Origin of the sequence: Flavobacterium frigoris, assembly GCF_900111075.1 — a bacterium.
Lineage (GTDB): Bacteria > Bacteroidota > Bacteroidia > Flavobacteriales > Flavobacteriaceae > Flavobacterium > Flavobacterium frigoris.
In genome coordinates, this window is record NZ_FOFZ01000001.1 from 512,025 (window position 1) to 533,002 (window position 20,978).

Genomic DNA, 20,978 nt, shown 5'->3' on the forward strand with positions numbered 1-20,978 from the left:
GTTTGAAACAAATATAGGCATTATTTATAACAATTCTAAATAATTAAAATTATTCTTGATTTTCGTGTTCCTCTAAATCTTTAGTAAGATCCAGTTTACGGAAGGATGGAGAGACAATAGCTGTGGTTAAAACAACTAAAAGAGTCATGCTTCCGCCAAATACTACTGCGGTAACTGTTCCCATTAATTTTGCGGTAACGCCACTTTCAAAAGCGCCCAGTTCGTTTGAAGAACCCACAAACATCGAATTTACTGCCGAAACCCTACCGCGCATGTGGTCTGGAGTTTTAAGTTGTAAAATCGTTTGACGAATTACAACTGAGATACCATCGAATACGCCACTAAAGAATAAAGCCAGAAGCGAGACCCAAAAAATCGTGGAAAGTCCAAATACAATAATACAGATTCCAAAAGCAAAGATGGCAGACAAAAGTTTAATTCCTGCATTTTTACTCAAAGGAACATAGGCGGTGATAATCATGGTCAAAAAGGCACCTACTGCTGGAGCTGCTCTCAAAAAACCAAAGCCTTCCGGCCCTACTTTTAAGATGTCTTGTGCAAAGATGGGCAACAGCGCTATGGCTCCACCAAAAAGAACAGAAACCATGTCAAGAGTAATCGCTCCTAAAATAGTTTTATTATTGAATACAAATTTTATTCCTTCGGTCAGACTCTGCATGACAGGTTCCCCAATTTTTGGATTTAAAATTGGTTTTTTATCTATTTGCGATAAAGCCAACAATGCAAAAACAGAACAGGCGAAAACAGAACACATGGACCAATGTACACCAATCAAAGTGATAGAGAATCCAGCAACTGCCGGTCCTACAACAGAGGCAATTTGCCAAACGGAACTACTCCAAGTTGCTGCATTGGGGTATACTTTTTTAGGTACCAATAACGATAGTAATGAAAAGATGGTCGGGCCTAAAAAAGCTCTCACTAATCCTCCTAAAAATACGAGAAAATAAATAGAATATAAAATGCTCTTTGTACTAAAATCACTTATTACCGCAGGCCATGTCAATAAAAACAGACCGAAACTGATTGCCGAAAAAGCTAAAATACATTTCACTAGCAGCCCTTTTTTTTCTTTCTGATCTACTATGTGTCCGGCAAATAAAGCCATGGAAATAGCGGGTATAACTTCCATCAATCCAATAATACCTAATGAAAGTGGATCTTTAGTGATGCTGTAAACTTGCCATTCAATCACGATAAATTGCATGGACCAAGCAAAGACCATCGCGAAACGTAATAACAAAAAAGTATTAAATTCTTTATAACGAAGTGCTGCGTAAGGATCTTTCTTTATTTTGGGAGTATTCATTACTTAATGTTTTTTAATCTCAATTGGATCGAAATCTTTCCATTCCATTCATTTTCATCAATGCAATACACCGCTTCGAAGGGCTTCTGATTTGTAGTTAATTCCATTTTGCTTCCTAATCCGAAACCAATGGCTGGTATGCCTTCGGAGCCATTTTGTTTTACAAACAGTTTTAAATGGGCATCGTCTTCGCCTAGTTTTTTAGCGTAGCCGGTATCTTTTATGTTTTTTGTGAGAAACACGGGGGTCATGTTCAGCGGACCAAAAGGTTCAAACTGTTTTAATATTCGGGTTAGTTTTGGGGTAATATCTGCAAAATCTATTTCGGCATCAATCTCAATTTCTGGAATTAGCAAATCCGGATGAATCGTCTTTTGCACCTGCTTTTCAAAAGCTTCTTTAAACAGGGAATAATTCTCTTCTTTCAATGTCATTCCGGCTGCATACATATGTCCGCCAAATTGCTCCAAATGTTCAGAGCAGGCTTCCAGAGCATTATAAACGTCAAAACCTTTTACGGAACGTGCCGAGGCGGCATATTTATCACCGCTTTTGGTAAAAACCAAAGTTGGTCTGTAATAGGTTTCAATCAATCGGGAGGCCACAATACCAATTACGCCTTTGTGCCAGTCTTCTTGATAGACGACAGAGGTAGATCGTTCTGTTTCTTGGTTTTCTATAATTTGCGAAAGTGCCTCTTTGGTGATTTGCTTGTCTAAATCTTTACGGTCTGAATTGTATTGTTCTATTTCTGAAGCAAATTGCTGTGCTTGTTCAAAATCAAATTCTGTTAATAGTTCTACGGCATGATTTCCGTGTTTGATGCGTCCCGCGGCATTGATTCTTGGAGCGATGATAAAAACAACATCGGTGATATCCAAGGTTTGTTTTTTCACCTGATGAACTAAAGCTTTGATTCCCGGTCTTGGATCGCTATTAATCACTTGCAGGCCAAAGTAAGCTAGTACACGGTTTTCACCAGTCATCGGAACGATATCAGCGGCGATGGCAGCGGCAACTAAATCGAGATAAGACGTTAGATCTTCTACTGTCTTACCTTGATTTGATCCTAAAGCCTGAATTAATTTGAATCCAATTCCGCACCCACATAGCTCATCATAAGGATAGCTGCAGTCGTCTCTTTTGGGGTCCAAAATGGCAACGGCATCGGGCAAGGTTTTACCGGGTCTGTGGTGATCACAGATGATGAAGTCGATATTTCTTGCTTTGGCGTACCCCACATGATCAATGGATTTTATACCGCAATCTAAGGCGATGATTAGCGTCATGTCATTGTCATCAGCAAAGTCAATTCCTTTAAATGAAATCCCATAACCCTCATCGTACCGATCCGGAATATAGGTGGCAACATTTGGATAATAGGTTTTTAAATAGGAGGAGACCAGTGAAACAGCAGTTGTTCCATCAACATCATAATCACCAAAAACAAGAATGTTTTCCTGATTTTCGATAGCTAATTCGATTCGGGCCACCGCTTTCTCCATATCCTTCATTAAGTAGGGATCATGCAAATGTTCTAATGACGGGCGAAAGAAGTTCTTGGCGTCTTCAAAAGTTTCAATCCCGCGCTGTACTAATAAGGTAGCGACAAAATTTTCCACATTTAAGGCTTGTGCTAAATGCTTGATTTTATCTTCCGAAGGTTTTGGTTTAATAGTCCAACGCATGTTTTTTGTTTAAAGTTTCAGGTCTAAAGTTGCGTATAAAACGAAATTATTTTACAATCAAAGCCTCACCGTAAAAGGCAATTCCGTCCCAGCCAGTTTTCATGAAGTTTCTAATGTTCTGGTGATTTGTTCCTTCAGGATCTCCTAAAACTTCTTCATAATAATAAGCGCCAAAGCAAGATAATGTTGCTGGTTCAGAGAACTTTTGCATCTCGGCGAAAGCAAACAACTTACAAGAACCTGAGTTCTCTCCTGCTGCATTGTGTTGTAATCCATTTTCGAATGCCGTGGGAGAGAAATTATAATTTTCCTCAATAACCGCAATCGTTTCTGAAAATGAAATCTCTTTTGGAGTATTTGTTAATTTGGTAAGAAATAAATCTAGAGTCATGTTTGTATCGTTTATTCTTCGTCTTTTTGGAATTTACTTTTTTTCACTTCTTTAATGATTGGTTTTCCGCCTATTACCACAACAATTTCGCCTCGTGGCGCCGTTTTTTCAAAATGCGTTAACACTTCTCGGGTTGTTCCTCTGACGTTTTCTTCATGCAATTTTGAAAGTTCACGGGAAACACAAATTTGTCGGTCTTCGCCAAAATAGATGACAAATTCTGCTAGTGTTTTTACCAATTTATGTGGAGAAACATAGAGAATCATTGTTCTCGTTTCTTCGGCAAGCTCTAAATATCGGGTTTGTCGTCCCTTTTTTTCAGGTAAAAATCCTTCAAAAATAAATTTGTCATTTGGCAATCCGCTATTAACTAATGCGGGGACAAAGGCTGTAGCGCCGGGAAGGCATTCTACTGTTATTCCATTTTCTACGCAAGCGCGGGTCAATAAAAACCCTGGGTCTGAGATGGCAGGCGTTCCAGCATCAGATATTAGTGCAATAGTTTCACCCGCTTTTAATCGTGAGATTAAATTCTCGATGGTTTTATGCTCATTGTGCATGTGATGACTGTGCATGTGGGTGCCAATCTCAAAATGCTTCAGGAGTTTTCCGCTGGTGCGGGTATCTTCGGCAAGAATCAAATCGACTTCTTTTAGAATCCTGATGGCTCTAAAGGTCATGTCTTCAAGATTACCGATTGGTGTGGGAACAATATATAATTTTGACATACGCTGTTATGCGGGAGTTTTATTAGTACTTCGAAATATATTTAAAGGAATTTTTTCTCAATGATATCCATAAAACGTTCTGCATAATCATCTTTTCCTTCCCAATTGTTATAGTCGGGTTTTACCATTTCTTCTATAAAGTTTCGTGTTTCGTAGAAATTGTTAAAAGTGATCAATTGGTTCAGTACTCTATTGTAATCTTCATTACTGTTTCCAAAAAGGTGTTTTACAAATGCGATTCGGTCATTGAGATCGATGTCAATTCCTTTTGAAAACGTGTCATTCAGTGAAACCGGTTTTGATTCCCCAGTTTTTTCGACTGGTTTAGTTGGAGGTGTTTCCTTCTCTTCTGTTTTTTCTATAGCTTCAAATACAGTTTCCGGCGGTAATGCTTGTACTTCTTCGACCTTTACAAAATCGGGTTCGCTATAATGGCCTCCAAGTAAATCTTCAAAAGAAATCTGCATGGTTTCCGCTTTCTTTGAGGCTTCAACTTCGGTCTCTTCTGTTAGTTGTTCTTCTTCCGCTGTTTCGTTGGTTTCAATTTCATTGTTTGAGGTTTCCTCTTCGATAGCTTCGATGTCTTTTAACGGCTGCTCTGTTATATCTGCTGCAAAATCACCTAAATCATTTATCTCTTCTGCAGTAAGTTCTTTTTCCTCTTCGGTAGTACTACTTTTCTCTTTTTTAGGTTCTTCTGCTGCGATAGGCTCCTGTATATATACTTCTTCGGCAGGAATTTCTTCTACAGGAGCATATTCGAAAATCACCTCTTCTGTTGGAACTTCTCTCGTAGGAAACTCTTCTATGGGAACGAATTCAGTCATTTCGATCATGGTCTCGACAGGCAGTTCGTCACTTTTATCATAAAAAGCTTCGATTTCTTTTTCAATTTCAGCATGGCCTATTGTAGGCTTGATTGTACCATAATGCTCATTAACAAATCGTAAAACCGACAATTTTTCATATAGTTTTTGGGTTTCCAAAAACAATTGATTGATGTCAGACTTATTCTTAAGTTGTAATATTCTGTGAGCAATGCTGACTAAATCGGCTTCCAATTTTTTTTTCATGACGTTTGAATTTGGTATTTATGGCGTATGTGTTTGTAATTTCCGATGATTTTTATTCTATTAAAGGAATAAGATCCTTTTATAGGGAACATTTAATTTTTAATTAAGCGTTCACAAATCATTGAATTGATAAAAATTTTCTACTTTTGAGACTACGTAAAAGTATAAAATCTTAAGTCGGTTTATTACATTACAAAGTAATAAAAACTATTCATTTTTTAAGTTAGAAAAATACAAAATGTTTCTCGAAAATACAGTAAATCATAAAGAACAATTTGGTTGGATCGAAGTTATCTGCGGTTCGATGTTTTCGGGTAAAACCGAGGAACTTATTAGACGTCTGAAAAGAGCGCAATTTGCCAAACAGAAAGTAGAAATATTTAAACCCGCCATTGATACTCGCTATCATGATGAAATGGTGGTGTCTCATAATGCTAATGAAATTCGTTCTACGCCGGTGCCTGCAGCTGCAAACATTGCGATTTTAGCGCAAGGCTGTGATGTTGTAGGGATTGATGAAGCACAATTTTTTGACGATGAAATCGTGCGAGTATGCAATGATTTGGCTAACCAAGGAATTCGTGTGATTGTAGCTGGATTAGATATGGACTTTAAAGGAAATCCTTTTGGCCCCATGCCAGCACTAATGGCGACTGCCGAATATGTAACCAAAGTTCATGCGGTTTGTACGCGCACCGGAAATTTAGCGAATTACAGTTTTCGAAAAACCGACAATGACAAATTGGTCATGCTGGGAGAAACAGAAGAATATGAACCTTTGAGTCGTGCTGCTTATTACCATGCGATGAGAAAAGATCAGGAGTCCTCTCCCCAGCCCTCTCCAAAGGAGAGGGAGGTATAACTTGAGTGCAACCCATATAATTCAAAACCCTTTCTGATGCTCAGAAAGGGTTTTTTGTTTTTTAGCTAGAAATATTTTTAAACTATTTGCGATTTATGATCTTCTTGCTCATTTAGTGGGGTGTTATGAAGGTTAATAATCTAAAGCTTACTTAATTTAAAAAAACCATCAAGAATTCAAGTTGGTTAAGTACTACCTTAATTTTTCTTAAATTCTTAATGGTTCTATAAAGATACTAACTGATCTTAAATCTTCTTCCTCATTCGCGCCACAGGAATATCCAGTTGTTCTCTGTATTTAGCTATGGTTCTTCTAGCAATAGGATATCCTTTTTCTTTAAGTAATTCAGCTAGTTGATCGTCTGGATATGGTTTTTTCTTGTCTTCTTCCTCAAGAATGTTTTGAAGAATTTTTTTGATTTCCAAAGTCGAAACATCTTCTCCCTGATCATTTTTCATAGCTTCCGAGAAAAACTCTTTGATCAGTTTAGTTCCGTAAGGAGTTTCAACATACTTGCTGTTTGCTACACGGGAAATAGTCGAAATGTCAAGACCTACTAAATCAGCAATGTCTTTCAAAATCATTGGTTTTAACTTCGTTTCATCTCCTTCAAGAAAGTATTCCTCCTGATAATGCATAATCGCATTCATCGTAACAAAAAGTGTTTCCTGACGTTGTCTGATTGCATCGATAAACCACTTAGCCGAATCAAGTTTTTGTTTGATAAACTGAACCGCATCTTTTTGAGGGCCTGATTTATCAGTAGATTCTTTATAGGTCTGCATCATTTCCTGGTAATCTTTAGAGACATGCAGACTAGGGGCATTTCTTCCGTTTAATGTCAATTCCAATTCACCATCTATGATTCTAATGGCAAAATCGGGAACCACATTTTCCGTAATTTTGTTGTTTCCCGTAAAAGCACCACCCGGTTTTGGGTTGAGTTTTTCTATTTCGTGAATTGCTTTTTTAAGCTGCTCATTCGAAATATTATATTTTTGTATTAATTTATCGTAATGCTTTTTTGTAAAGGCATCAAATTGATTTTCGATAATATCAGTCGCTAATTCTACTGATTCCGTTGGTGTTTTGTGTTTCAATTGTAACAGTAAACATTCCTGTAAGTCGCGGGCGCCCACTCCTGAAGGTTCTAATTCATGGATTACATGCAACATTCTTTCCACGGTAGCTTCATCAGTATAAAGCGCTTGAGTGAATGCCATGTCGTCGACAATATCCGGGACACTGCGACGGATATAGCCCATGTCGTCGATGCTACCTACTAAAAATTCAGCAATATCTCGTTCGTCATCATTCAATATAAACGTATTCAACTGATTGATTAGATCCTGATGAAAACTAACAGGCGCTGCTAATGGAGATTCACGATCTTCATCATCATCACTATAATTGTTCGTTTGGGTTTTATAATCTGGGGTATCGTCACTACTTAGATATTCGTCGATATTGATGTCTTCTGCGTCAACACGATCGGATTCAGAATCATCATAGTCGTCATAGTCTTCGTTTTCAAACTCGTCTTTTTCGTACTCATCTTCTTCTTTCCCTGCTTCCAAAGCGGGGTTTTCATTCATCTCTTCCATCAAACGTTGTTCAAATGCTTGCGTAGGCAATTGAATTAACTTCATCAACTGGATTTGCTGAGGAGATAATTTCTGGGATAACTTTAAATTTAAAAATTGCTTTAGCATAATAAGGCACTAATTTATTTCAGCCACTAAGACGCAAAGGCGCAAAGTTTTGTGTTATTTATTTTCTTTGAAAACCGTGTTTTTTGTCACTAAGGCTCAAAGTGTTTTTTTAATAATTCTTTTTGGTGTTTATAAATCTTCTGATGCCACTTTTTATTAGTGGGATCTTAAAATTAATCAAAAACCCCAAATCTTTATTTAGTAATTTCAGATGGCTTATGATTTGAGCCTCCCAAACAGGGTTTACTAACTCTACTGCTTTTACTTCAATGATAATACTATCTTCAACTAATAGATCCAGTCGTAAACCTTCATTAAATTCAATACCATCATAAACGATAGGAATGTCTATTTGTCTTTTTACATCAAGACCCACTTTACTTATTTCGTGTGCTAAGCAAACTTCATAAACTCTTTCAAATCAACACGGACCAAGTTCTTTATGAACTTTGAAAGCCAAATTAACAATTATTCTAGCAATCTCTTCGGTTCTCTCAGTAATCATGTTTAAATTGCCGTTAAGACGTAAAGGCGCCAAGTTATAAATTACTTTTATTGTAAAATATCTTTAATTTTTCTTAGTGCCCTAGCGTCTTCGTGGCGAAACATTTTAAAAAATACTTTGCGGTAAAAATTAAAATTCCGCGTTCAATGGTGTTCTTGGAAAAGGAATTACATCACGTATGTTTGTCATTCCAGTTACAAAAAGCACCAATCTTTCGAATCCAAGTCCGAAACCAGAGTGAACTGCAGAACCAAATCTTCTAGTATCTAAATACCACCATAATTCTTCTTCGTCAATTCCTAAGGCTTTCATTTTTTCGACCAAAACATCAAAACGCTCTTCTCTTTGTGATCCTCCCACGATTTCTCCAATTCCAGGGAAAAGGATATCCATCGCACGAACCGTTTTTCCGTCTTCGTTCAAACGCATGTAAAACGCTTTAATATTTGCAGGATAATCAAACAAGATTACCGGACATTTAAAGTGTTTCTCAACCAAGTAACGCTCGTGTTCTGATTGTAAATCAGCTCCCCATTCGTTAATGATGTAATTGAATTTTTTCTTTTTATTAGGAGTACATTCTCTCAAAATATCAATTGCTTCAGTATAAGATACGCGTTTGAAATTGTTTTCCAAAACAAAATTCAATTTGTCAAGTAAAGCCATTTCGCTTCTTTCTGCCTGTGGTTTTGATTTTTCTTCGTCTAATAAACGAGTTTCTAAAAATTTCAAATCCTCTGGACATTTCTCCATTGTGTACTTGATAACGTACTGAATAAAATCTTCGGCCAAGTCCATATTGTCATTCAAATCATTGAAAGCCACTTCAGGTTCAATCATCCAAAACTCAGCAAGGTGACGAGAAGTATTCGAGTTCTCTGCTCTAAATGTAGGCCCAAAAGTATATACCTGACCCAAAGCCATAGCATACGTTTCTGCTTCCAGCTGTCCAGAAACCGTCAAGTTGGTTTCTTTTCCAAAGAAGTCTTCTTTATAGTTTACTTTTCCGTCTTCGGTTCTTGGAGTACCGTCAAATGGCAAAGCGGTTACTTTAAACATTTCACCTGCACCCTCAGCGTCAGATCCAGTTACGATAGGCGTATTTACATATACAAAACCTTTTTCTTGGAAATAACTATGAACTGCAAATGACAAAACCGAACGCACACGCATAATCGCACCAAACATATTCGTACGAACACGTAAATGTGCATTTTCACGCAAGTAATCTAAACTTGGTTTGTTCTTTGGTTGTATCGGGAATTTCTCAGCGTCTGAATCTCCGAGGATTTCCAGTTTTGCAACTTGAATTTCAAATTTTTGTCCAGCACCTTTACTTTCGACTAAAGTCCCAGTTACAGAAATAGCAGCACCAGTAGTAATTCTTTTTAAAGTTTCATCAGGAGTGTTCTCAAAATCGACAACACATTGTATATTATTGATGGTCGATCCATCATTTAAAGCGATAAATTGATTGTTTCTAAAAGTTCGCACCCATCCTTTCGCATTTACTTCATGAAGCGCCGTTGTACTGTTTAGTAAGTCTTTAACTCTTGTATGTCTCATTTTAATTTTAGATTTTTAACTATACCATTGATGATATCAAAGGGTATCGAAGAATAGTAAATGCAAATATAATTGATTTGTTTTAATTGTCATTATAGTAAGCAAGCAATCCGGAAGGAGAATAGTGTTTTTTAGAAGCAATCTCCCGCTATCCATTACAATCTTCTTGTTTTTAAAGATAAAACAAGAAGGATTTCCATTGCTATCGGGGCTAGGCAATTGTGGAATTTCCGTTTTGTCAATCAATTTTCAAATTATCTCAATGAACACAAGTTGCTATTTAGAAGATGAAAAATAAGATCGTGTTTATTTTTTAGTGTTTATAAAATAAGTCAACTAAATTTGTGGTTTACTTACTAACCATGAAAAAACTGTTTTATACTCTTTCTTTAGTTTTAATTTTCGCATTCTGTAATGGTCAAGTTAAATTAGGGAAACCAGAGGTGAATCCTATTTCCGTTCAAAAAACCTATTTGGATTGGCGCAACTATCAAAAAGAGAATGTCATGCTTTCTCAAGATTTTGTAGCATTAGATTCAAATTCGAAAGAAATTACTAAAGCGGAATTTCTACAGAAACTCAGTGAAGGGAACAACATCCCCATCCGATTAGAATCAGAGAAAAGTGTTTTTCAGTATCAGCTTTTTAAGATTGAACCTAAATCCGATTCAAGTATAAAAGCGTCCATTGCCGAGACAGCATACAATGAAATTCAAAACTATAAAAAAGAGGGCGAACCATTTCCTGAATTTTCATTTAATGATTTAAACGGTAATTTGATAACAAATGAAAATCTAAAAGGAAAGATTGTAGTTGTAAAATGCTGGTACATTCATTGTGCAGCTTGCATTAAAGAATTTCCAGAAGTCAATCAATTAGTAAGCAACTACAAAAACAGAAAAGACATCGTTTTTATAAGTCTCGCCGAAGATTCACCAGAGCAATTAAAGGCTTTTTTAGCAAGAAAACCGCTTTCCTATTCCGTTGTTCCTAATTTGAAAACGTATATGAATTTAACGCTTCAACTTAATGCGTTTCCTACCCATTTTATTATTAATAAAGAAGGGTTTATAGCTAAAGTGCTTTCAGACAGTAAAAGTCTAGAAGTTGCTTTGGCGAAAGTGAGTGAAAGAAATTAATTAAAAGCATAGGAGTTCAAGTCTAACAGAATCAGTGTTTACTCCAATAAAAAAACAATAATACAGACTTATTACTGCGCTAATCGTTTTACTTATTTATTATTATGAACGTGAACATCCATTTGAGGAAAAGGAATATTGAGTTTGTAATCTCCAAAACGAGTATACACTTTCTCATTCCTATCGAAAAATACACCCCAATAGTCTGCGCCGTCAACCCAGACTCTAACGGTAAAATTTACTGAACTATCAGCAAGTTCAGATAAGCCCATAGAAGGAGCGGGGTCTTTTAAAATTCGGCTGTCCTCAGCAATGAAATCATTAATCGCCTTTTTGAAATTTCCGACATCATCACCGTACGCTATTCCCATTGTCCAATCTGCTCGTCGTAGTGGCTCGGCAGAAAAATTGATAAGCGCACCAGTCGAAAGGGGCCCATTAGGAATTATGACTAATTTCTTGTCTGCGGTATTCAACATAGTAGAGAAAATGCTAATCTCCTTTACGGTTCCGGTATAGCCTTGGGCTTCAATGAAATCTCCTACGTGAAAGGGTTTTAGAATTAAAATAACGACTCCACCTGCGAAATTCTGCAGCGAAAGTACCAAATGTATTTATAGCGTAGACAAAAAGGTCTATTATAATCTATGAGATTATATCTTCTGCAAGTGAAATTTCATGATTTCCAAATACACCCATTTTAAAAAGGAAGTTATAATAATCAGAAGTTGCCTTTATAAAAAAAGCTTCCCGTCTAGAAAGAGGGGAAGCTTTAGTGAGTTTTATAAGGCATGATTTTAAAAGAAGTGTGCCGATTATTTATCTAGATTTTCGTCTTCTTCTCTGTTACTCAAAATATCAATTTTAGGCTCGATAAATTCCTGTTTGTTCGCTAACGATTTGTTTAAAGTTAATACCAAACAAGGCAATAACATCAAGTTAGACAACATCCCGAACGCTAGCGTTATGGCAATTAATCCACCTAGGGCTACTGTTCCTCCAAAATCAGAAAGCAAAAACACAGAGAATCCTGCAAACAATACCACTGAGGTGTAAAACATACTGATTCCAGCTTCTTTTAGTGTCGCAAAAACAGATTTTTTTATTTTCCAGTTATTTCGAGTTAACTCTTGACGGTATTGGGCCAAGAAATGGATGGTGTCATCTACTGAAAGTCCGAAAGCAATACTAAAAACTAATATTGTCGATGGTTTTAGCGGAATGCCGAAATAGCCCATCAATCCTGCAGTAATCATTAGCGGCAATAGATTAGGGATTAACGAAATGACCACCATTTTAAACGAGCGGAACATGAAAATCATCAACAATGAAATTAAAAATACAGCAAAAAGAAGCGAGCTGACTAAGTTGTCAAGTAGGTATTTTGTTCCTTTTTCAAAAACTAATGCTTTCCCAGTCATTACCACTTTATAGCGATCAGAGGGGAATATTTTATTGGTTTTATCAAGTAGTTTTTGTTCTATTTTAGCCATGTTTCCCGTACCAATGTCTCTCATGAAGGTGGTAATTCGGGCTACTTGTCCCGTGCTGTCCACATAACTTTTCATGATGTTATTTTGGGTGTTTTTAGATGCGTTTTTTGCATAACCCAAAATAAAACTTTGCTCTTGAGAAGTAGGTAATTCGTAATATTCAGGATTACCATTGTAGTATGCCTGCTTAGAATATTTAACCAAATTTAGAATAGAGATTGGTTTTGAAAGCTCCGGAATTTCTTCTATCGTCTCTTGAAGCTCATCCATCTTTCTTAAGGTAGAGAGTTTCATAACTCCTTTTTTTCTTTTGGTGTCAATCGTAATTTCAAGTGGCATGATACCGTCAAATTCTTTTTCGAAAAAAAGAATATCTTTAAAGAAGCCTGTATTTTTTGGCATGTCTTCAATTAAACTTCCTGATGTTTTAATTTTGAAAGCACCTATGCTGCTTATTAAAAATAAAAATATAGCCACAAGATAGACATGTCGTCTGTTGTATCTTACCGTTTTTTCAATCCAGGCCATGAACACTTTCGTGTAATTGCGGCTCAAATGTCTCAGGTGTTTTTCTTTTGGAACAGGTTGATAGCTGTAGTAAATTGGTATGATGATAAGGCATAAAAAAAACAGTGCAACAATACTTAATGAGGAAATGATACCAAACTCTTTCAACAACTCACTATTAGTAATGATAAAAGTGGCAAAACCGGCAGCTGTAGTTAAGTTGGTCATCAAGGTAGCGGTTCCTACTTTTGTAATTACGCGTTGCAATGCACGGGCTTTATTTCCATGAGCAATATATTCCTGTTGGTATTTATTAGTCAAGAAAATACAATTGGGAATCCCGATTACGATCACCAAAGTAGGGACTAGCGCGGTAAGTACGGTGATTTGATAATGGAATAATCCAAGCAGTCCAAACGTCCACATAACCCCTATGATTACAATTATAATTGCAATTAGGGTAGCTCTGTAGGAACGGAAAAAGAAAAAGAATATCAACGAAGTCAGCAATAAAGAAACGCCAATGAATAAACTAATTTCACTCATGATGCTCATCGCATTCAATGTCCTGATGTAAGGCATCCCAGAAACACGTAAATCAATGCCCGTTTCTTTTTCGAAAGCTTCTATTTTTGGGATAAAATCATTTACGATATAATCTTTACGGTGCGCTGTATTGACGATTTTTTTATCTAAATAGATTGCTGAGCGGATCGTTCCGTTTCTTTTATTGAAGAGGAGACCCTCGTAAAAGGGCATGTTTTCGAATAAATCTTTTTTGATAGTGTTTAGGTACGCCTGATTAACTGTTTTTGCTTGGTCAACAAACGGCACTAATTCAAAAGTTTGAAGGGAATCATTTTTTTGCAATTTCTTCAAGTCACTGATTGAAATAATCAGATCCACTTCTTTTTGTGCTTTTATTTCTGTCGTTAATTTATTCCAAGCAGCAAATGCTTTGGGTGTAAAAAAAGCATCGTCTTTAACACCGACAACAATCAAATTTCCCTCTTCGCCAAATTTGTCTAAAAAGGCGTTGTATTCTTTATTGATGATGTGGTTGTCTGGCAGTAGATTAGCTTCCGTAAACGAAAACTGTATGTTTTTCCATTGCAGTGCTAAAAAAAGCGTTATAAAAACAATAACACCAAGGATAACGATTCGGTTTTTAAGTACGATACGGGCAATAAATTCCCAAAACCCTACTTTTAATTTCTTTTTCATAAGTGTACTAAAAATGGGTGCAAAGGTAGTGAATACCACCGCAAAAGCCATAATTTATGAAAATCTTTTTATCTGGTTTATGGTTCGCTTTCCACTGTTTGATTCCTTTTTTAATTTCGCTAAAAAATTAAATTTTGCCTTGTAAAACGTATTATAGAATTTTACATCTTTGTGTGATTTTGTAAAGTTAATACACGAGTGTAAAATGGATTTAAGAAAATATAAAAACACGCTGTTTTATTTGACGGTGACCGGTGGTTTCACCGCTTTGATCTATTGGATAATTAATAAAGGAAAGGAACTAGAAGGAAAAGAAGCATTGGTTGTTTCAGACTCTACTCATAGTTCTTGGAACGATTTTATTATGTCTATGAAACATAATTTTGAAGATCCTTTGGCTATACTTTTGGCTCAAATTGTAATGATTATCCTGATGGCTCGGCTTTTTGGCTGGATTTTCAAGAAGATTGGACAGCCCACTGTTATTGGTGAAATTATAGCTGGTATCGTGCTCGGTCCTTCTTTGGTAGGAATGTATTTTCCTGGTTTTTCTGCTGCTTTGTTTCCTGTTGAATCCCTTGGTAATTTAAAGTTTCTTAGTCAGATAGGATTAATTCTTTTTATGTTCGTTATAGGGATGGAGCTCGATATTAAAGTACTTAAAAACAAAGCAAGCGAAGCAGTAGTAATCAGTCATGCGAGTATTGTGATTCCATTTGCATTGGGAATAGGATTGTCTTATTTTGTTTATAATAAATTTGCTCCGGCGGGGGTAGAGTTTCTTTCTTTTAGTTTGTTTATGGGAATCGCCATGAGTATCACCGCTTTTCCTGTTTTGGCCAGAATTGTACAAGAAAGAGGGATTCATAAGACTAAATTAGGTGCAATTGTTATTACCTGTGCGGCTGCAGATGATATAACGGCTTGGTGTTTATTAGCAGTAGTAATTGCGATTGTTAAGGCAGGAGATTTTGTGGGTTCACTTTATGTCATTTCGTTGGCTGTCGTATACGTTATGGCAATGATTTTTATCGTAAAACCGTTTTTGAAAAGAATTGGTGATTTGTACGGTTCTAAAGACAGTATTGGGAAACCCGTTATGGCAATTTTCTTTCTTTTTCTAATTCTTTCTTCTTACGCTACAGAGGTAATTGGGATTCATGCCCTTTTTGGCGCTTTTATGATGGGATCAATTATGCCGGATGTTTCTAAATTCCGAATGATATTTATCGAAAAAGTAGAAGATGTTTCGGTGATACTTTTGTTGCCTTTGTTTTTTGTGTTCACAGGTTTGAAAACTGAAATCGGACTTATAAATGATCCGTATTTATGGAAAGTTACCGCAGCAATTATTATGGTTGCTGTTGTGGGTAAGTTCTTGGGAAGCGCTTTGGCAGCAAAGTTTGTCGGGCAAAACTGGAAAGACAGCTTAACGATTGGCGCTTTGATGAACACCAGAGGGCTAATGGAACTGATAGTATTAAATATAGGATTAGAGCTTAAGGTTTTAACTCCTGAAGTTTTTACGATGATGGTTATTATGGCGCTGGTGACCACTTTTATGACCGGGCCTGCTTTAGATTTGATTAATTATTTGTTTAAAGATAAGAGTGTGCCTGATGCCGAAGAAATAATTAACTATAGTAAATACAGAATACTATTTTCATTTGGAAATAACGAGAAAGGGAAATCACTACTGCGATTAGCGAATAGCCTAACCAAAAAGCAAAAAAGCAGCTCCATTGTTACTGCAATGCATTTATCTCTAAGTGATGAACTGCATACATTCAACTTGGAAGAGAAAGAAAAAGACAGTTTCTTACCTATTTTTGAAGAATCAGAATTGTTGAATATAGAAATTGAGACCATTTTTAAAGCAACCATCGATATCGAGTCGGAGATTGCAGATGTAGCAAATCAAGGGGATTATGACTTACTGCTTGTTGGGTTAGGGAAATCTATTTTTGAAGGGACTATTCTCGGGAAAGTAATTGGGTTTACTACCAGGATCATAAACCCGGATCGATTGATTGACAAATTTACGGGTAAGGAAGGCTTGTTTGAAAACTCTCCTTTTGACGAACGAACCCGCCAAATTGTTGCCAAAACCAAAATGCCATTAGGAATTTTGATTGATAAAGAATTTCAAGATATAGATCATGTGTTTATTCCAATTTTTAAATCAGATGATTCTTTTTTAATTGATTACGCCCAAAAATTAATTTACAATAATAATTCTAAAATTACTGTTTTAGATGTAAACGGACATGTAAAAAATAATTTTGTTATTCAAAGTGCCGTGACTTCATTAGAACAAATACATCCCGATAATTTATCAATAGTTATAGATAAGTTAGTAAGTTTGCCCTTTCTGGAAAAGCAGGACTTAATGCTCATTAGCCTCGAAAGCTGGAAATCAGTACTGGACTCAGATAGCGATTGGTTGATTGGCGTTCCGTCTGTTTTAATTATTAAACCGTAATTATGAATTGGATTTTATTAATCATTGGAGGATTCTTCGAAGTAGGTTTTGCCTCTTGTTTAGGCAAAGCCAATGAAACAAAAGGTGTCGAATCTACGTATTGGATGTTGGGGTTTTTAGTTTGCCTAAGTATAAGCATGCTATTGCTGTACCGGGCAACCCAAGAATTACCTATTGGTACTGCTTATGCTGTGTGGACGGGTATAGGAGCCGTAGGAACTGTTTTGGTAGGGATTCTTGTATTCAAAGAGCCGGCTACTTTTTGGAGAATCTTCTTTTTGACGACTTTAATTGCTTCAATTATTGGATTAAAGTTTGTTTCCAGTCACTAGAGTCCCAAGTTAAGAACATAGCTCAGCTTTATGGCAATATTATCTTCAAATCGAAGCAATTGATTGGGGCCATAACGGTAAAATGCGGTAAGTCCTAGTCCTTTAAAAATTTGATTGAGTTCTATTCCAGATTCAAAATAACCTTCATTAAGGGTTTTGTAATTTAATCCTGCATGTTGCTCTGGTTTTTGTAAATTTCCCCACCCCATTCTGGATACTAGAACTAAGGAAGGTTTGACTTTTTTGAAAATAGTCACTCTGTTAAAGCCGTGCTTAAATTGGAAATAAACAAACTCATTCGAGAAAAATTCATTGAAATACATTGTTTCAAAACTGTTTTTTCCTGCAAAGGTGATTCTTTGAATGATGGTTTCTTTTGTAATATTATTTGGAGAAGTATTGTACAAATGGGTCAACGGAATATCGCCTGTAGCGTAACCTGCTTCGAATAGTAAATTTGTTTTTTGGCCATTCAAATATTTCTTCTCGTATTCGGTTTTAAAATCTATTTTGCTAAATTCAAAATCATTGTCTAATACTTTTGGTAAGGACTGTGTGAACTGAAAAGTAAATTTCGGAAAACGTTTTTCAACTTCAACTCTGCCCGTTGGCGTTTGCATATAGTTACTGAAAGGACTCCATTGCAGCGAAACCATAGCCGTTGTCATGATGTAATTCGTATATAGTTTATTATTTAAATTATAGACATAGTTGAATTTGGGTTCGATTTCTGAGCGATTGAGCGTCCAAAGACTTTCTGTTTTTGGAATAATTTGAGTCTTGAAAGAAGCTTTCCAACTCACATAGTTGTAAAAGGTACTAATGTTTATAGGTCGAGGATCGTAGAGTTTAAAAGGACTTTTTTCGATAGTATATAAAGTATTGGCAATCTCCCTAACGTCGTCAGTGTATGATAGACCAATCCAGGAATCAGAAAATTGACCCACACGAGCGGACAACCCTACATTATATTTGAAATTCCCGTCTTTTGTGCCGTATGCCGAATAGCCTTCAATTCTGAAATTTTTTAAAAACTGGTCATTTGTTATGCCTCCAAAACCCAAGCGAAAACCTTCGTAGTTATTATAGCTGATAATTTTTCGCAAGTCCATATCGAAAAATCCTAAAGGTAAAAATCCGTTGATGACTTTTCTGCCAAAACGAATGCGGCTTGTAATTCTTCTTTTAATGGCGATACTATCTAATGCCAAATAGGTTTTTTGGCTTCGAATGTCTAAACTATCCTTTCGGTAGGAGTCCCAAAAAGGCTCTGGTTTGTTAATAGCATCTTCTTTTATTTCAACAGAAATATAGCTTTGTTTTATTTTCAGCGGAATATTATACTGGATGTCGAAGTTATCGGTTTTAGACAGCAGATACGTAAAATCAGAAGGGGTCTTTTTTCTGGTTTGGAAGTCTTTTTCAACGTCACCGTCAAATTGAATCGTTCCACCAAGGATTTTTATATCATCGTCATTTTTTCCCTTTATAATTTTAAACGTTTTGCGAATGGGGAACCAAATGTTTTCTTGAGGTATGTATTGGAACTCATGGATTCCACTGATGTCCAGCACCCCTTTTATTCGCATAATGGCCTTGGAAATGGCAAAATTAGTTTGGTCAATATATAGCACTCCTTCTAGTCCTGAAGCCTTACTTTTCTTTTTATTTTTAAAATAGATCATGTAAGACGTTCTGCCGTCTATGGCTATGGTGTCTAGTAATTTATAATTGTAATCGTTTAAAGCGTCTCTAGCAATAGGACTGTTGTAGTTTGTTTCAAAAAGCTCGTAGCGGGAATCGTAGACCGAAAAGGATTGTAAATTGAATCCTAAAATCTCATAAACAGGTTGTTTAAAACCGGCCATTTTTGTTCCTAAAATCGTTTCTTTTAATTTTTGATTTCCAAATTGATATTGCGATACTTTCTCCGTTTGAAATAGATGTTGCTTTCTTACAATCTCTTTAAATTTATAAGCAGAGGAGTCGATTTTAGAGAAGGTTTTGCTAATTGAGTTTTCAATAAATACCGAGTCAATAGTTCCTTTTAACGAGTCAGGATTAGCGGAAACAATCAGTTTATTATAGGATTTGAATTCGAAAGTTTTTAGTCTTGATTGGGGATTATTTTTGTTTTTATTTTCAATGACCTTTTTTATAATGGCTAATGCAGGATTTGTATTCGAAATAAAAACTTCCTTTAAGTCATCTCTTTTAGGCGTTAGAAAAACGGCGTAATAATTTTTTTCTTTTAAAACAGCGACTGTAATTCGAAAATGGCCTATGTAGGAAACGTCAAAAGAGGGAATACTATTTTTTGAAAAAATACTAAATTTTCCGTCCACGTCAGAGATGGTTGTGAAACCGGCAGCAGAAGTGATGGTGGCAAAAGCAAGCGGTTTGTTTGTTATGGATTCTTTTACAATTCCGTTTAGCTGAAATTGAGCTTGGACTGAAAAAGTAAAAAAGAAAAACAGTAGACAAAAATGCTTCATAAAAAAGGTTTAGTACAAAACGGCCACAATCACATTATGGTATTATGTATGAAATAAGAATAAGAAAAATCCGTCTCGCTTTGTAAACGGGACGGATTATGCTATTGATTTGTTGAAAGTTATACTTTCATGATTTCAGCTTCTTTATGAACAAGAAGTTCATCTACTTTTTTGATATAATTATTGGTTAAGATTTGAACTTCTTCTTCGGCACTTTTACAAATGTCTTCTGATGTTCCGTCTTTTTCTAATTTTTTGATATCAGAATTGGCATCTTTACGAGCGTTACGAACCCCTATTTTTGCGTCTTCTGCTTCTACTTTTGCTTGTTTAGCAAGATCGCGTCTTCTTTCTTCGGTTAACGGCGGAACACTGATAATGATCAGGTCACCATTATTCATTGGGTTGAACCCAATGTTTGCTACCATGATTGCTTTTTCAATAGCGTGAAGCATGTTTCTTTCAAAAGGCTGAAGCGTGATGGTTCTTGCATCAGGAACGCTTAGTTTTGCCACTTGTGAAAGCGGTGTAGCTGAGCCGTAATAATCCACAAAAACACTTCCTAGCATTGCTGGAGATGCTTTTCCTGCGCGAATGTTTAGAAACTCTTTTTCTAAGTGGGCAATAGAACCGATCATCGATTCTTTAGTACTATCTAATATAAATTCAATTTCTTCAGTCATTATTTCCAATTTTTAAGTCCCCTTCGGGGATTTAGGGGATTATATATTTACTACTGTTCCTATGTTTTCTCCTTCACAAATTTTTAATAAATTACCTTGTTTGTTCATATCGAAAATTACAATCGGCAATTTATTTTCCTGACTTAATGTAAATGCAGTGGAATCCATTACATTCAATCCTTTGCTAATTACGTCGTCAAAAGAAATAAAATCAAATTTGACAGCGTCTGGATTTTTTTCAGGATCTGAATCATAAACTCCGTCAACACGTGTCCCTTTTAGAATTACATCAGCATGTATTTCTACACCGCGTAAAACAGCTGCGGTATCTGTTGTGAAATAGGGATTCCCAGTTCCCGCTCCAAAGATTACGATTCTTCCTTTCTCAAGGTGACGCACCGCTCTTCTTTTAATATATGGTTCTGCAATTGCTTCAATTTTTAATGCAGTTTGTAAACGGGTAAGCATTCCTTTGTCTTCTAATGCACCTTGCAAAGCCATTCCGTTAATAACCGTGGCTAGCATTCCCATGTAGTCGCCTTGTACGCGATCCATTCCATTACTGGCTCCTGCAACTCCTCTAAAAATATTTCCACCACCTATTACAATGGCGATTTCTGTCCCTTTATCGTGAATTTTTTTGATTTCTTCGGCATATTCAGCTAATCTTACTGGGTCAATACCGTATTGTCTGTCGCCCATTAAAGCTTCACCACTTAATTTCAGAAGAATTCTTTTATATTTCATGTGTATGTTGAGTTGTTTGGT

The 20,978-nt window shown here is 36.1% G+C and carries 16 protein-coding genes and 1 pseudogene; 4 read left to right on the forward strand and 13 right to left on the reverse strand.

The annotated features are described in order from the left end of the window. Positions 1–49: 49 nt before the first annotated feature. Genes BMW63_RS02165 through BMW63_RS02185 form a run of 5 tightly spaced genes read right to left on the reverse strand, consistent with a single transcriptional unit; the run spans position 50 to position 5,210 of the window. Positions 50–1,330, reverse strand: coding sequence for an MFS transporter (locus BMW63_RS02165; RefSeq protein WP_074720758.1), 1,281 nt, complete (start codon positions 1,328–1,330; stop codon positions 50–52). Then, positions 1,330–3,018, reverse strand: coding sequence for a single-stranded-DNA-specific exonuclease RecJ (recJ, locus tag BMW63_RS02170; RefSeq protein ID WP_074720760.1), 1,689 nt, complete (start codon positions 3,016–3,018; stop codon positions 1,330–1,332). The genes BMW63_RS02165 and recJ overlap by 1 nt, the downstream gene beginning before the upstream one ends. Before the next feature lie 46 nt (positions 3,019–3,064). Beyond that, a complete protein-coding gene (locus tag BMW63_RS02175; protein ID WP_074720762.1) occupies positions 3,065–3,409 on the reverse strand; it encodes a HopJ type III effector protein in 345 nt (114 codons plus the stop codon). An 11-nt stretch (positions 3,410–3,420) separates the two neighbouring features. Further along, positions 3,421–4,137, reverse strand: a complete 717-nt coding sequence (gene rsmI, locus BMW63_RS02180; RefSeq protein WP_074720763.1) for a 16S rRNA (cytidine(1402)-2'-O)-methyltransferase — start codon at positions 4,135–4,137, stop codon at positions 3,421–3,423. A gap of 41 nt (positions 4,138–4,178) precedes the next feature. Next, positions 4,179–5,210, reverse strand: a complete 1,032-nt coding sequence (locus BMW63_RS02185) for a hypothetical protein (protein ID WP_074720764.1) — start codon at positions 5,208–5,210, stop codon at positions 4,179–4,181. A 238-nt stretch (positions 5,211–5,448) separates the two neighbouring features. On the opposite strand from BMW63_RS02185, the gene BMW63_RS02190 reads away from it, so the two are divergent. After that, a complete protein-coding gene (locus BMW63_RS02190; protein WP_074720766.1) occupies positions 5,449–6,072 on the forward strand; it encodes a thymidine kinase in 624 nt (207 codons plus the stop codon). A gap of 245 nt (positions 6,073–6,317) precedes the next feature. Here BMW63_RS02190 and rpoN read toward each other — a convergent pair whose 3' ends face one another. From rpoN to asnS, 3 genes and pseudogenes are all read right to left on the reverse strand, one after another. Then, entirely contained in the window at positions 6,318–7,784 is a 1,467-nt protein-coding gene (gene rpoN / locus BMW63_RS02195; RefSeq protein WP_074720768.1) for an RNA polymerase factor sigma-54, read from the reverse strand. A 109-nt stretch (positions 7,785–7,893) separates the two neighbouring features. Beyond that, positions 7,894–8,190, reverse strand: a pseudogene (locus BMW63_RS02200) (GxxExxY protein); the annotation flags it as partial. A 228-nt stretch (positions 8,191–8,418) separates the two neighbouring features. After that, positions 8,419–9,855 (reverse strand): asparagine--tRNA ligase, encoded by a 1,437-nt coding sequence (gene asnS, locus BMW63_RS02205; RefSeq protein WP_074720770.1) that lies wholly within the window; start codon positions 9,853–9,855, stop codon positions 8,419–8,421. A gap of 362 nt (positions 9,856–10,217) precedes the next feature. Between asnS and BMW63_RS02210 the strand changes: the two genes are divergently transcribed. Continuing rightward, entirely contained in the window at positions 10,218–10,994 is a 777-nt protein-coding gene (locus BMW63_RS02210; RefSeq protein WP_074720772.1) for a TlpA family protein disulfide reductase, read from the forward strand. 92 nt (positions 10,995–11,086) lie between these two features. On the opposite strand, the gene BMW63_RS02215 is transcribed toward BMW63_RS02210, so the two are convergent. Beyond that, entirely contained in the window at positions 11,087–11,602 is a 516-nt protein-coding gene (locus BMW63_RS02215) for a mechanosensitive ion channel family protein (protein ID WP_245744837.1), read from the reverse strand. A 207-nt stretch (positions 11,603–11,809) separates the two neighbouring features. Beyond that, positions 11,810–14,218 (reverse strand): efflux RND transporter permease subunit, encoded by a 2,409-nt coding sequence (locus BMW63_RS02220; protein ID WP_074720774.1) that lies wholly within the window; start codon positions 14,216–14,218, stop codon positions 11,810–11,812. A gap of 205 nt (positions 14,219–14,423) precedes the next feature. On the opposite strand from BMW63_RS02220, the gene BMW63_RS02225 reads away from it, so the two are divergent. Further along, positions 14,424–16,700 carry a cation:proton antiporter domain-containing protein gene (locus tag BMW63_RS02225; RefSeq protein WP_074720776.1) on the forward strand — a complete coding sequence of 759 codons (2,277 nt, stop codon included), beginning with the start codon at positions 14,424–14,426 and terminating at the stop codon, positions 16,698–16,700. A gap of 2 nt (positions 16,701–16,702) precedes the next feature. After that, positions 16,703–17,032, forward strand: coding sequence for a DMT family transporter (locus BMW63_RS02230; RefSeq protein WP_074720778.1), 330 nt, complete (start codon positions 16,703–16,705; stop codon positions 17,030–17,032). Here BMW63_RS02230 and BMW63_RS02235 read toward each other — a convergent pair. From BMW63_RS02235 to pyrH, 3 genes are all read right to left on the reverse strand, one after another. Next, the gene (locus tag BMW63_RS02235; protein ID WP_074720780.1) at positions 17,029–19,527 is read right to left on the reverse strand and encodes a DUF5686 family protein; all 2,499 of its coding nucleotides are present in this window, start codon (positions 19,525–19,527) and stop codon (positions 17,029–17,031) included. The two genes, BMW63_RS02230 and BMW63_RS02235, sit on opposite strands and share 4 nt — an antisense overlap. Positions 19,528–19,646: 119 nt before the next feature. Continuing rightward, positions 19,647–20,210 (reverse strand): ribosome recycling factor, encoded by a 564-nt coding sequence (gene frr, locus BMW63_RS02240; RefSeq protein WP_074720782.1) that lies wholly within the window; start codon positions 20,208–20,210, stop codon positions 19,647–19,649. Positions 20,211–20,249: 39 nt separating this feature from the next. Further along, complete coding sequence (pyrH, locus tag BMW63_RS02245; RefSeq protein ID WP_074720784.1) at positions 20,250–20,957, reverse strand: UMP kinase; 708 nt, start codon at positions 20,955–20,957, stop codon at positions 20,250–20,252. Positions 20,958–20,978 lie beyond the last annotated feature (21 nt).

What these genes read in the sequence shown, in the direction of transcription:
- BMW63_RS02165 (WP_074720758.1), bottom strand. Translation starts at nt 1,330, where the DNA reads ATGAATACTCCCAAAATAAAGAAAGATCCTTACGCAGCACTTCGTTAT.
- recJ (WP_074720760.1), bottom strand. Translation starts at nt 3,018, where the DNA reads ATGCGTTGGACTATTAAACCAAAACCTTCGGAAGATAAAATCAAGCAT.
- BMW63_RS02175 (WP_074720762.1), bottom strand. Translation starts at nt 3,409, where the DNA reads ATGACTCTAGATTTATTTCTTACCAAATTAACAAATACTCCAAAAGAG.
- rsmI (WP_074720763.1), bottom strand. Translation starts at nt 4,137, where the DNA reads ATGTCAAAATTATATATTGTTCCCACACCAATCGGTAATCTTGAAGAC.
- BMW63_RS02185 (WP_074720764.1), bottom strand. Translation starts at nt 5,210, where the DNA reads ATGAAAAAAAAATTGGAAGCCGATTTAGTCAGCATTGCTCACAGAATA.
- BMW63_RS02190 (WP_074720766.1), top strand. Translation starts at nt 5,449, where the DNA reads ATGTTTCTCGAAAATACAGTAAATCATAAAGAACAATTTGGTTGGATC.
- rpoN (WP_074720768.1), bottom strand. Translation starts at nt 7,784, where the DNA reads ATGCTAAAGCAATTTTTAAATTTAAAGTTATCCCAGAAATTATCTCCT.
- asnS (WP_074720770.1), bottom strand. Translation starts at nt 9,855, where the DNA reads ATGAGACATACAAGAGTTAAAGACTTACTAAACAGTACAACGGCGCTT.
- BMW63_RS02210 (WP_074720772.1), top strand. Translation starts at nt 10,218, where the DNA reads ATGAAAAAACTGTTTTATACTCTTTCTTTAGTTTTAATTTTCGCATTC.
- BMW63_RS02220 (WP_074720774.1), bottom strand. Translation starts at nt 14,218, where the DNA reads ATGAAAAAGAAATTAAAAGTAGGGTTTTGGGAATTTATTGCCCGTATC.
- BMW63_RS02225 (WP_074720776.1), top strand. Translation starts at nt 14,424, where the DNA reads ATGGATTTAAGAAAATATAAAAACACGCTGTTTTATTTGACGGTGACC.
- BMW63_RS02230 (WP_074720778.1), top strand. Translation starts at nt 16,703, where the DNA reads ATGAATTGGATTTTATTAATCATTGGAGGATTCTTCGAAGTAGGTTTT.
- BMW63_RS02235 (WP_074720780.1), bottom strand. Translation starts at nt 19,527, where the DNA reads ATGAAGCATTTTTGTCTACTGTTTTTCTTTTTTACTTTTTCAGTCCAA.
- frr (WP_074720782.1), bottom strand. Translation starts at nt 20,210, where the DNA reads ATGACTGAAGAAATTGAATTTATATTAGATAGTACTAAAGAATCGATG.
- pyrH (WP_074720784.1), bottom strand. Translation starts at nt 20,957, where the DNA reads ATGAAATATAAAAGAATTCTTCTGAAATTAAGTGGTGAAGCTTTAATG.